General features: G+C 35.2%; 14 protein-coding genes. 8 read left to right on the plus strand and 6 right to left on the minus strand.

All coding sequences use genetic code 11. The annotated features are described in order from the left end of the window. The first annotated feature begins 107 nt into the window (after window positions 1-107). From ACTYA4_RS16110 to ACTYA4_RS16125, 4 genes are all read left to right on the plus strand, one after another. Complete coding sequence (locus tag ACTYA4_RS16110; protein ID WP_443482851.1) at window positions 108-1,010, plus strand: YitT family protein; 903 nt, start codon at window positions 108-110, stop codon at window positions 1,008-1,010. 248 nt (window positions 1,011-1,258) lie between these two features. After that, window positions 1,259-2,050, plus strand: coding sequence for an SGNH/GDSL hydrolase family protein (locus tag ACTYA4_RS16115; protein WP_443482850.1), 792 nt, complete (start codon window positions 1,259-1,261; stop codon window positions 2,048-2,050). Continuing rightward, a complete protein-coding gene (locus ACTYA4_RS16120) occupies window positions 2,047-2,958 on the plus strand; it encodes an ABC transporter ATP-binding protein (protein WP_443482849.1) in 912 nt (303 codons plus the stop codon). The genes ACTYA4_RS16115 and ACTYA4_RS16120 overlap by 4 nt, the downstream gene beginning before the upstream one ends. Continuing rightward, window positions 2,951-3,931 carry an ABC transporter permease gene (locus ACTYA4_RS16125; RefSeq protein ID WP_443482848.1) on the plus strand — a complete coding sequence of 327 codons (981 nt, stop codon included), beginning with the start codon at window positions 2,951-2,953 and terminating at the stop codon, window positions 3,929-3,931. The genes ACTYA4_RS16120 and ACTYA4_RS16125 overlap by 8 nt, the downstream gene beginning before the upstream one ends. Window positions 3,932-4,387: 456 nt before the next feature. On the opposite strand, the gene ACTYA4_RS16130 is transcribed toward ACTYA4_RS16125, so the two are convergent. Both ACTYA4_RS16130 and ACTYA4_RS16135 read right to left on the minus strand, forming a co-directional pair. Continuing rightward, complete coding sequence (locus ACTYA4_RS16130) at window positions 4,388-4,714, minus strand: DUF3889 domain-containing protein (RefSeq protein ID WP_443482847.1); 327 nt, start codon at window positions 4,712-4,714, stop codon at window positions 4,388-4,390. 2 nt (window positions 4,715-4,716) lie between these two features. Further along, window positions 4,717-5,739: a M14 family zinc carboxypeptidase gene (locus ACTYA4_RS16135; protein WP_445505720.1), complete on the minus strand. Its 1,023-nt coding sequence runs from the start codon at window positions 5,737-5,739 to the stop codon at window positions 4,717-4,719. A 173-nt stretch (window positions 5,740-5,912) separates the two neighbouring features. Here ACTYA4_RS16135 and ACTYA4_RS16140 point away from each other — a divergent pair, with 173 nt between their 5' ends. After that, window positions 5,913-6,158: a YhdB family protein gene (locus ACTYA4_RS16140; protein ID WP_443482845.1), complete on the plus strand. Its 246-nt coding sequence runs from the start codon at window positions 5,913-5,915 to the stop codon at window positions 6,156-6,158. A gap of 273 nt (window positions 6,159-6,431) precedes the next feature. Here the strand turns inward: ACTYA4_RS16140 and ACTYA4_RS16145 are convergent, their stop codons facing one another. After that, window positions 6,432-7,970 (minus strand): GNAT family N-acetyltransferase, encoded by a 1,539-nt coding sequence (locus ACTYA4_RS16145; protein ID WP_443482844.1) that lies wholly within the window; start codon window positions 7,968-7,970, stop codon window positions 6,432-6,434. A 383-nt stretch (window positions 7,971-8,353) separates the two neighbouring features. Between ACTYA4_RS16145 and ACTYA4_RS16150 the strand changes: the two genes are divergently transcribed. Continuing rightward, window positions 8,354-8,803: a disulfide oxidoreductase gene (locus tag ACTYA4_RS16150; protein ID WP_443482843.1), complete on the plus strand. Its 450-nt coding sequence runs from the start codon at window positions 8,354-8,356 to the stop codon at window positions 8,801-8,803. Continuing rightward, a complete protein-coding gene (locus ACTYA4_RS16155) occupies window positions 8,800-9,270 on the plus strand; it encodes a thioredoxin family protein (protein ID WP_445505721.1) in 471 nt (156 codons plus the stop codon). Before ACTYA4_RS16150 ends, ACTYA4_RS16155 begins: the two co-directional genes overlap by 4 nt. A 275-nt stretch (window positions 9,271-9,545) precedes the next feature. On the opposite strand, the gene ACTYA4_RS16160 is transcribed toward ACTYA4_RS16155, so the two are convergent. Then, the gene (locus ACTYA4_RS16160; protein WP_443482841.1) at window positions 9,546-9,944 is read right to left on the minus strand and encodes a DUF5365 family protein; all 399 of its coding nucleotides are present in this window, start codon (window positions 9,942-9,944) and stop codon (window positions 9,546-9,548) included. Window positions 9,945-10,093: 149 nt separating this feature from the next. Here ACTYA4_RS16160 and ACTYA4_RS16165 point away from each other — a divergent pair, with 149 nt between their 5' ends. Continuing rightward, complete coding sequence (locus ACTYA4_RS16165) at window positions 10,094-11,014, plus strand: RluA family pseudouridine synthase (RefSeq protein ID WP_445505722.1); 921 nt, start codon at window positions 10,094-10,096, stop codon at window positions 11,012-11,014. A 232-nt stretch (window positions 11,015-11,246) separates the two neighbouring features. Here the strand turns inward: ACTYA4_RS16165 and ACTYA4_RS16170 are convergent, their stop codons facing one another. Together ACTYA4_RS16170 and ACTYA4_RS16175 are read right to left on the minus strand one after the other, a co-directional pair. Then, complete coding sequence (locus ACTYA4_RS16170; RefSeq protein ID WP_443482839.1) at window positions 11,247-11,492, minus strand: GlsB/YeaQ/YmgE family stress response membrane protein; 246 nt, start codon at window positions 11,490-11,492, stop codon at window positions 11,247-11,249. A gap of 210 nt (window positions 11,493-11,702) precedes the next feature. Next, window positions 11,703-12,107 (minus strand): DoxX family protein, encoded by a 405-nt coding sequence (locus ACTYA4_RS16175; RefSeq protein ID WP_443482899.1) that lies wholly within the window; start codon window positions 12,105-12,107, stop codon window positions 11,703-11,705. Window positions 12,108-12,187 lie beyond the last annotated feature (80 nt).

The raw sequence follows: 12,187 nt of genomic DNA on the forward strand, positions 1-12,187 counted from the left end.
TTCAATTTACTACCCTTTATTAAGCTTTATTTTATCATCTCCTCATTCATGATGTTTTACAATAGTTTAAAAGTTCAAAATATTCATAATAAACAGGAGGTATTTAGATGGAATCAACAAGTTTTGATTCGAGTTTTCCTTTGCAGCAGCCCCAGCATAAAGTGTTACCGAAAAAAGTTCTAGCAAGACGTATTTTTTTTATTATTATCGGCAGTATGTTAATGGGCATAGGTATTGAAGAATTTCTTGTTCCTAATCAAATTTTAGATGGAGGCATTGTCGGCATTTCGATTATTTTATCCCACCTTTTAGATTTAAAATTAGGCTATTTTATCTTCCTTTTAAACATTCCTTTTTTTTACATCGGTTATAAACAAATTGGAAAAACTTTTGCATTTTCTACTTTATTAGGTATTTCTGTTCTTTCCGCTACGACCATATTGCTTCATGATTTTCCTGTTTTCACAAATGATTTACTTCTTGCCACCGTTTTTGGCGGCATTATTCTTGGTATAGGTGTAGGTGTTGTGCTTCGTTTTGGCGGCTCATTAGATGGGACAGAGATTCTTGCCCTGCTGTTTAGTAAAAAATGTCCCTTCTCTGTCGGAGAAATTATTATGTTTTTTAATGTGTTTATTTTTATTTCCGCTGGTTTTGTTTTTTCATGGAACCGCGCCATGTATTCTCTTATTGCCTATTTTATTGCTTTTAAAGTAATTGATATTGTAATTGCCGGACTAGATGAGTCAAAGTCGATTTGGATTATTAGCGAGCGTGCTGAAGTGATTGGGGAAACCATTTTAGCAAGACTTGGCCGAGGGGTAACCTACTTGAAAGGAGAAGGAGCTTACACCGGTGATCATAAAAAAGTCATTTTTTGTGTCATCAATAGATTGGAAGAAGCAAAAATGAAAACAATAATTGAAGAATTAGACCCAACTGCATTCCTTGCTGTTGCCAATATAGCAGAAGTTCGTGGTGGAAGGTTTAAGAAAAAAGATATTCATTAACAAAAAAGAAAAGCGCAGGCGCCGGAGCTAGACAGCTATCTAAGTTGAAAAATCTTATCTTTCTTTCTTATCTATTATAAAAATTAAGTGCTGAAATGATGTCTTAATAGGACATCTTTTTTGTTTATATTTATAAAAAGGTTTACTATCTATATTAAATCATCTCTTAAAAAAATTTCTTTTTTCTTCTAGGTTAGGTTTAATTCTATTTTTAATAGTAAATGATTCTTTTGTCAGGAGGGTGTACATTGAAAAAAAACTGGACAATTATCACACTGTTATGTTCTATCCTTTTTTGTTTTACTTGGATGTTTGGATTAGGATGGACTGTAATAGACTATTTTACTGGAAGCACAAATAAAGAGCCTGTTCCTGCAAAATCAACGATTGATAACAAAGAAAAAAATGGAGTACAACTGCTTGCCCTTGGTGATTCATTAACACGAGGAACTGGTGATGATGCAGGAAAAGGGTATATTGGCTATTTAAAAGAACAGCTTCAAGCAAAAACAAAAGAAACAATTACCCTTTCTAATTACGGCATAAAAGGACTTACTTCCACACAACTCGCAGACCAGGTAAAGCAAAAAGAAATCCAACGACAAGCAAGTAATGCAAATATCTTATTCCTTACTATTGGCGGGAATGATTTATTTCAAGGAGGCCAAACGTTAAACAATACGAATGAAGACTCTATTGCATCATTTAGGAAAACATATATAAATAATTTGCAGACTACGCTTACGACACTTCGTTCTGTAAATAAAGAAGCTCCTATTTATATAGTAGGCCTTTATAATCCTTTTAGTGATTTAGACAATCATGATACTACTTCTAAAGTTGTGCGGGACTGGAATACTGAAACAGCAGAAATCTGTGCTTCTTATTCCGCCGTTATCTTTGTTCCTACATACGATATTTTTCAGCAGAACGTTCAATCCATTTTATATTCGGACCATTTTCACCCAAATACGAAAGGATATCAATTAATGGCAGAAAGGGTGGCATCCTTGATTACATGGGAGGTAGAGGAGAAATGAGCGAAATTACTTTATCGGTTCAACATTTAATAAAAAAGATTGGCAAAAAAGAAATTATCAAAAATATAAGCTTTGAATTAAAAAGCGGAGAAGTATTTGGTTTTCTTGGACCTAATGGAGCTGGGAAAACGACTACGATTCGCATGTTAGTTGGCCTTATTAAACCGAGCTCCGGCACGATTCATATTTGTGGATATAATGTGAAAAGCCATTTTTCAAAAGCAATGGAGCGCTTAGGATGCATCGTTGAAAATCCAGAGCTTTACCCTTATTTAACAGGCTGGGAAAACTTAAAGTTTTTTGCCCGCATGTTAGCAAATGTGGATGATGCCAGAATAAAAGAAATTGTCGAATTAATCGGTTTACAAGAACGCATTCATGATAAAGTGAAAACTTACTCTTTAGGTATGCGGCAGAGACTAGGAATTGGACAAGCACTTCTAAGCAGACCAAAGGTATTGATTTTAGACGAACCTACTAACGGATTAGATCCATCTGGCATAAGAGAAATGAGACAATTTATTCGTTATTTGGCAAAAGAAGAAGGATTAAGTGTATTAGTGTCCAGTCATCTATTAAGTGAAATTCAGCTCTTATGTGATCGTGTATCGATTATTTTAAATGGAAAGATCATTCATACAGAGTATGTGCATACTTTATTGGCAGAACAAGAAAAACTTATTTGGCGTTTTACTCCATTAGATCTCGGCTTAAAAGTCCTTAAAGAAGTAATCCCTGCTGTTAAAGTAAATGGAGAAAACGTCATAACCCCTTACATAGAAGAGGAGGTCAGCAGTTGGAGCAAACTGCTTTTTGAAGCAGGTGTAGACATAAAAGAAATGAACAGGCAAATTCCTTCGTTAGAGAATCTTTTCTTAGAGTTAACAGGAGGTGAATCGATTGAGTAAACTAATTTATAATGAAATGCTAAAATTGGTGAAAAGCAAAAGATTAATGGTGATTACGCTTATTATCGTCGTGATGATTTCTATGTTTACATATGCTCAGTTCCGAGAAATAGAAAATGTAAAAAAACGAATGGGTGATACAGATTGGCGTACTACTTTGCAGCAGACGATTATCGATATGCAAAATCGAATCGGATCAAGTGGAATTTCTGACGAATGGAGAAATCAAATAAAAGTCCGCATCAGTCAATCACAATATTATTTAGATCATAATATTAACCCACAATATCCTGGTGCACCTACTTTTTTACGTATATTTCTTGATAATTCCATGCAATTGCTTCTCCCGCTTATGGTGATGATTGTTGCATCCGATCTTGTTTCATCAGAAAGAAGCATCGGAACAATCAAGCTGTTGCTGACAAGGCCTGTTAAACGGTGGAAAATTTTATTAAGCAAATATATGACGCTTGTTTTATCTGTCTCGTTGATTTTATTTCTATTTGGATTGTTTTCTTACATTATTTCCGGATTATTTTTTGGTTATGCAGGCTGGACCGTACCTGTATTAACAGGCTTTACAGTACACGCAGGAGAATTAAACACGGAAGGCGTCCATCTTATTCCTCAATGGCAGTATATTTTAATGGCATTTGGACTTGCATGGTTTGTCTCCTTAATTGTTGGTACATTATCGTTTATGTTATCTGTCCTTATAAGAGGTACCGCTGCAGGAATGGGGGTTATGCTTGCATTTTTAATAGCTGGCACCATCATTAGCGCCATTGCTTCTTCATGGGAATCAGCTAAATACTTATTTATGGTGAACTTGCGTTTAACCGATTATTTACAAGGAAATATACCGCCCATTGACGGAATGTCACTTCCTTTTTCTTTAACAGTTTTATCTATTTGGGGAGCTGCTGGCTTACTTGTGTCTTTTCTAGCCTTTACAAAGAGAGATGTTTACTAAATAAAAGTTTGTTGTTTTTAGAATAAAATAATAAACATGGTTGACGCACTGAGCAGCGTGAATACACGAAGACTCCTGCGGGAAAGCGAGACAGACGAGACCCTGCAGGAGCGTAGCGACGAAGCGGCTCGGCGGTCGCTAAGCAAGAAGTGTAGTGTATTCACGCTGCGGAACTTCTTTTCAGGGTAGCTTAAGAACAAAAGCGCAAGCGCCTTGAACAACTCTGAAGAAAAATGTTCACATGACTCAAAAAGTGCTTTTTACTTTTAGAGGCATGGGGTTATTTTTCACAAGAGCTAGGCGCTGGAGCTAGATGCGGACACAACCGCCGAGTTATCCACAATCCCATTTCGTTTATAATTTCCTGGTAGACGATAAAAAAGGCTCGTTCCTAGTCATTCAAGTTCCTGTCCATATCGACAGGAACTTGAATGATAAACGTGCCCTTTATTATTTCTAATTATCTTGTTCTTCCACTATTAAAGATAAGAACTTATCTTTTTTAATATTATGGTTAATCGTCACAATTACTACTTTTTCTTGACCATTTTCTTTTACTTGAAACTTAAAGGAATCTTGGACTTCCATTGCGGATATTTGTTTTCTTCCTAAGTATTCATAATCTGTTACATTTACTTGTGGATAATCTGCTTTCACCACTGCAATAGCAATATTTCCATACTTTTCGTAATCTAACTTTTCTACGGCAATATTATGGGATGGAAACATAATTGCCATTAATAAAATAGTTGCAACTAATATAGGAAAACTGCGATTTTTCATAATTACCTCCCACCTGCTTTTTTCCTATTATTTGTGTTTGTTTCGTTTTTATGTGCTTGATTCACTTTTTTTGCTTCATTTACTAATATTCCCACAACCATTTTATTCCTTTCCCATTCTTCCGCAAAAGTGGACAAAGGAGGATTAGCGTCTTCAATAAGAGGGCAAATTTCGATTGTTAATGCTGGCAAATGATGCGTGTCAATAAACCAGTCTGTATACCCTCCGCCAATTGCCTCTTTTTTTGGCATACCAAGCTTATAGCCTGTTGCCTCTGCAACTTTTTCAGCTATTTGCTTATCTCTTATCCTATTTCCACCATTTTTATATTGCCAAAAAATCTCTTGTCCTGAAGAATGATAAGAAACAGCAATCGTTGGCTTAATTTCCTCAGTAAACTGAACAAGTGCCTTCACCTCTTTTGATTCTAACGGTTGAGTACCTTTGTAGTTTTTATAAGATGGAGTGTTGCTTGTTTCCTTCAATTCATTCCATCCACTCGGGTATTGCCTGTTTAAATCAATCCCCATTGCATTACTTTTCCAACGGGAAAAATCGGAGGATTGATGATTCATGCTTTTTATTTTCTTTTTTGCAAAAAAAGGAAATTTATATAAATCACCTTGTTGAATCGTTACACCATCAGGATTTAGCATTGGCACAAACCAAACCGATACTTCCTTTAACTGTTCATTTGGAGTGGAAGCACTCGCATACTTTTCAATCATTTTCATCAACATTAATGTAGTAATCCACTCTCTGCCATGATGTGCCCCTGTCATTAACACATTCTTTCTTCCATTGCCCACCTTTATCGCATAAAGTTTTCGTCCATATTCTGAAGTTCCGATTGTTTGAACTTGGATATTGTATTTATATTTGTTTTTTAATTGCCAAACATCATTCTGAAATGCATCAAACGAATACGGTTCTCCTGTATTAATAATGCTTGCTTGTGTATAAGCTACAGTTGGAATAAAAATCATGAAAGAAAATAACCCTAGAATTACCATTAATTTTTTCATTATACACACCTTTTTTTCCTTATCTTGTGAAAAAGAAAAAATCTTATACATATGAAATATACAGGTAAAAGATGATAATCCACTTGTATCAACATAGCCAAGTTTTAGGGTGCAACGTTTTATATTTCTTTCATATACTATAATCATCTCCTTCAAATAAAGGAGGCAATAAGTTGAATAAAGTGGATTATGATCGCGCCCTGTACTATACTCATCGTTCCGAATGGGACAATTTACTAATATTGATGGTACGCACAAATGACAATTTTTTATCCAAAAAAATAGAGCTTTTCCTGCATGCCTATAACTTCGAACATGATTACGCTGTTATCGAAGAACATTTGTATTCATTATTGCGCTATATCGAACACGCCAACGAATCAGCAATGGATGAATTTATTCACACAGCCTTACATTAAAAAGCAGAATTCCACCAAAAAAAGGGGCCTATTATGGGCACCCTTTTTTAATTGGATATTTAGTTATTTTGTCGCTCTTTTTGTATTTATTTCCCCCGCAGCCTGAATACACTTCGCTTTCCGCGGACGAGTTGCCGAGCCTCCTCGTCGCTATGCTCCTGCACAAGTCTCGTCTTTCTCGCTTTTCCCGCAGGAGTCTACGTGTATTCAGGCTGCTCAGTGCTTCAGCAATGTTTTTTTTTATTCAAAAACAACAAACTTTTAGATAACAGCCTATTTTTTATATTGGACTTTATATATATCCGTCCTCCTATCTTTTAGCTGCCTAACAGTTCCATCCTGACGCTGCCTTCTTAAAATTTCTAAATCAACATCGCCAATCATCACCATTTCGATATTTGGATTCGTTTCTCCTACAATGCCGTCTCGTGCAAATTCAAAATCTGAAGGTGAAAAGATCGCCGATTGAGCATATTGTATATCCATATTTTCCGTTTGTGGAAGGTTTCCAACGGTCCCTGCAATAACGGTATAGATTTGATTTTCTACTGCTCGTGCTTGTGCACAGTAACGCACTCGTAAATAACCTTGCCGATCTTCTGTACAAAACGGCGTAAAAATAATTTTCGCACCCATATCTGTTGCAATTCTTGCTAGTTCGGGAAACTCAATATCATAACAAATAAGAATAGCAATTTTTCCACAATCTGTATCAAATACTTTTATTTGATCTCCTTGGCTAATCCCCCACCATTTTTGTTCATTCGGTGTGATATGCAATTTATATTGCTTTTCAATGGTTCCATCCCTTCTAAAAAGATACGAAATATTATAAATCTCCTCATCGTCTTCTTTCACAAAATGAGAACCACCGATAATATTTATATTGTACCTAATTGCCAAATTCGTAAATTGTGAAATATATTGCTCTGTATATTCTGTTACCTTTCTAATCGCGTTGCTCGGGATTTTTTCATCTAAAAATGACATAAGCTGTGTTGTAAAAATTTCGGGAAACACAACAAAATCCGATTCCGCATCTGACGCAACATCTGTGTAATACTCCACTTGATTAGCAAAATCATCAAAGCTTTCGATTTGTCTCATCATGTATTGCACGACACATATTCTAACTGGATAACTGCTTTTGAAGATACGTTTTGATTTTGGCAAATAATCAACATTATTCCATTCCATCAAAGTCGCATATTTTTTTGATTGCACATCATCCGGTAAATAATCTGGATTAATCCGCATTAGCGTAAAACCATTGATTAACTGAAAAGAAAGGACAGGATCATATATTTTATGGTGAGATACTTCCTGTACATATTCTTTTGCACTCATTTTATTTTCATATTTACAATAGTTAGGAATTCTTCCTCCAATAATAATACTTTTTAAATTTAATCTACGAACTAATTCTTTTCGGGCTTCATATAAACGATGACCAATTTTCATTCTTCTGAACTTTGGATGAACCATCACTTCAATTCCATACAAATTATAACCGTCAGGATTATGATTCGTAATATACCCACTGTCCGTCACATCATCCCATGTATGCCTATCATCATATTCATCAAAATTGATAATTAAACTAGAGCAGGAGCCGATTACTTCCCCATCATATTCTGCTACAATTTGTCCTTCTTGGAATAAATGGATATGGCTTTCCAACTGCTGTTTTTTCCATGGGTCCATTCCGGGAAAACAGATAGCTTGTAACGTTAAAATATTGTCAATATCACGATATTCCATGTTGCGAATCATTAATTTTTTTTCAAATCTAGATAAATCTAACTTGGACATATCCTTTTACTCCCCTTATTCTAAATATTTTCATTACAATTCCCTTTTTCCTCCATTTTTATAGTAACTCTTTTAGCATTCCACATCAAACAACCTATATTATTTACAGCATCTAAAAATTTCTTTATACTTTTTGTAAGAGAAAGGCTCTTTTCGTTTAGATTGTTGTTATTTAACCCGCAGCCTGAATACACTTCACTTTCCGCGGGGTGACTTGTGGGCCTCCTCGCTCGTACCTCGCTGTGGGGTCTCACATTGCTCACTTTTCCCGCAGGAGTCTACGTGTATTCAGGCTGCTCAGTACTTCCAAAATATTTCTCATCTTATTTCAAAAACAACAAACTTTTAGAAAACAGCCAAGAGAAAAGACGAAGGAGAACACAATGGATAAGAAAAAAAAGCAAACAGATCCTCGTGAGAATCTACTTTTTCTTGCATGGATAGCAGCTGTTATCAGTATGTTCGGGAGTTTATATTTTTCCGAAATACAAGAATTTGAACCATGTACCCTTTGCTGGTATCAACGAATTCTTATGTATCCTTTTGCGATTATTTTAGGACTCGCTGTTATTCGCAAAGATTATCGGATTACTTTTTATTCCATGATTTTGGCAGCAATCGGAGCATGCACCTCTTTGTATCATTACTCGCTCCAAAAATTTAGTTTTTTATCCGATGCTGCTCCTGCATGTGGACGAATCCCTTGCACAGGAGAATATATCAATTGGTTTGGATTTATTACCATTCCATTTCTAGCACTAATAGGTTTTACGATTATTTTTATATGCAGTTTAATTGTTTGGAAAAAAACGAAGGAGAATCATAACGAATGAAAAAAGTACTTTTCTTTCTTCTATTCATTATTTTATTATTTGCAGGTGTCGCTTATTTATCTCATCTAAAAAAAGAAAAAGCAGCAGATGACAATCCCTACGGCAAAAGTGCTTTAAATGCAGCTACCGTTGATCAACTAGATGATCCAAATTATCAAAATATTATCCAACCGAAGGACTTAAAGGATAATATAGAGGCAAAAAAAGATGTAACCGTTTATTTTTATAGTCCTACATGTGGATACTGTCAAAAAACTACTCCTATTGTTAACCCAGTTGCAAAAGATTTAGGAATTGATCTTGTGCAATATAATTTACTGGAGTATGAACAAGGCTGGGATGATTACCGTATCGAATCCACTCCAACTATTATTCAATTTAAAGATGGAAAAGAAACAAACAGAATAGTCGGCTACCAAAAGGGAGAAGCATTTAAACAATGGTTTGAAGATAATACCCTTAAATAAAGGCTAGATTTCGTATAGATTGCGCTTTTAAACTCGCAGCCAGAATACAACTTCGTCCGTTTAGCGAGCGTCGAGCCTCCTCGTCGCATTCGCTCCTGTGGGGTCTCGTCTTTCTCGCATTCCCACAGGAGTCTACGTGAATTCAGTCTGCTGAGTACTTCTTCTCCCATTTTTTTACGTAAAAAACAACAAACTTTGAGAAAACAGCCTAAATAAAAGAACAGGGCTTTGACAAAAATATTGTCGGGGCTCTGTTCTTTTTAGAAACCACTTCATTAATTTAATAGGGAATTATTGGATTCAGGAAAAATATCAACGTTTTTTCCAATTAAATATGCTTCTTCTTTAAAATTTTCCAATTGGAAAGGAAAAAACAATTCAAATTCCTCTAATATATTTACATTTTTTTCGAAAATTTGTTTGTATTTGTTTTTATTTTGGGGAACTTCCAAAATAGAAATGATTGTTTGCAAGCTCGTAATGACTTGATAAGATGTCTTTAATGTACCTATTCTATCCATTTGCTCCGGTGTTGGATGCAAAACCTTTAAGCTTGAAAAATGTTGTACTTCATCATCAGAGAAATAATAAGGAAAAACCGCGGAATAAAACGTTTGTATTAGTTCGTCAATTTTTTCTGCCTGGGTAGGCGTTGATGCATAAACTACCTTCATGTAAACAGACCACCCTCTACTTATTTGTTGCTTGTTTTTTTTAATATCAATAGGATAACATACAGAGAAACTGTTTTCCGTGGTAATTAAAACCATGATATGTGGATAATTCTAATTTTAATTTTTCATCTAATGTAAAGGAGAAAAACATGCTAAAAACAGAACGAAAAGGAGAATGGCTTTTTATTCATATTCCTCATAAATGGAGTGGCCTGACAATAGAAGAAATCTTTCGAGAGGTTTTTTTCGCTTCAAAAAAACAGATCCATTTATATAAAATGGAGAAAAAAGTAATGGTAAATGATTACTATGCAGACTGGAAAACTGCTCTGCAAAAAAATGATCTACTAAAGATTAAATTATTTACCAATACACAAGCGGCCATTCAACCTACTTATATGGATTTGTCAGTTCTTTATGAAGATGACTATTTGTTGATCGTTAATAAACCAGCCAATATTGATACCCATCCAAACACTCCCGATGACTCTTTTACCTTGCTAAATGGAGTAGCGTTTCATGTGTTAATGAATGGGGAGGAAAGACAAATTAAACATATTCATCGCCTTGATAAAAATACTTCAGGCTGCATTTTATTCGCCAAACATGAATTAATAGGAAGTATGCTCGATCAAATGTTAAGAGAAAGAAACATAAAACGAACTTATATTGCTATTGCACAAGGCTTCTTGCCAGTCAAATCCGGAACGATTAATAAGCCGATTGGGCGCGATCGCCATCATGCGACTAGAAGAAGAGTCTCTCCAAATGGCCAGACGGCAATAACACATTATAAAGTACTTAAACATTCAAAAAAAGAAAATTTATCTTTGCTGACATGTACACTTGATACCGGAAGAACACATCAAATTCGTGTACATTTAAGTTCTATAAACCATCCTCTTGCAGGTGATACATTATACGGGGGGAAACCAATTTTTCCAAGACAAGCGCTGCACGCAGTAAAAATTGAGTTTACACATCCTATAACAGAAGAAAAAGTGGAATGTTTCGCTCCCTTTTTAGATGAGCCAGCGATTTTTCCTGGAGTTGATATATACTCAATTTAAAAGTTTCAACATCCTGAGGGACGAAGCATTAATGTCCCTCTTCTTATATTTTTTAGCCTGTTTTCATATAGATTGTTGCTTTTAAACTCGCAGCCTGAATACACTTCGTCCGTTTAGCGAGCGTCAAGCCTCCTCGTCGCATACGCTCCTGTGCGCCCGAGTCTTTCTCGCATTCCCACAGAAGTCTACGTGTATTCAGTCTGCTGAGTACTTCATCTCCCATTTTTTATGATTACCTAATACCTTTCCTTATGAAGCTTATTACAAATACAACAATTATGGAACCGATGATGCTTGGAATAATCGCAAAATCAGCGATAAAAGGCCCCCAAGTTCCAAATAACCGTGATCCTAGCCAAGCTCCAACAAAACCAGCAATAATATTGCCAATTACTCCACCAGGAATATCTTTCCCTACAATTAATCCAGCAATCCAACCGATAATGCCTCCAATGATTAATGACCATAAAAGTCCCATATATAGCACTCCTTCGTTTTAGAATAAGGTGTAACTCATTTATCGCTGCAACATACCAATCATCATTTATTTATCACTATGTATTTTTTAAACGAATCGTGCAGGCTGATCATTAATGACTGAAGATATTATTTTCCAAAGAGAAAAAAGTGTTGAAAGTATAATAAATTAAGAAGTACTCTTTCTACTCTATTTCGTCTATTATTGTTTTTAAAACAATGTATCCAGACTGAATATACCCGCTCCTGTAAATGCTATACTTATTACAACAATTAAATATAATAAATTTAACTCATAACCATTTGACGAAGCCCAAAACCCATTGGATCCATGAACTTTTATAATTGCCATAATCATTGTAATACTAATAAGGATGGAGCCAATCGGTGTTAATAAACCGAATAAAAACAACAATCCGCCGATAAATTCGCCTAAGCCTGCAACTAACGCCATGATTTTTCCAGGTTTTATTCCGATTGATTCAAAAAAATCTGCAGTCCCTTCTAAGCCATAACCGCCAAACCAACCAAATAATTTTTGTGCACCATGCCCTATAAACGATAATCCTATCATAAGACGAATAAGTAAAATTCCGAAACTCGCTAAAATTTCCATCATCATTTCACTCCTTTTATTTTATTTCGATCTCAAGACATATAACTTTAAAAATGTATGCAAAAAAAATCTAACCATGC

Source organism: Niallia yueguangensis, from assembly GCF_052663115.1.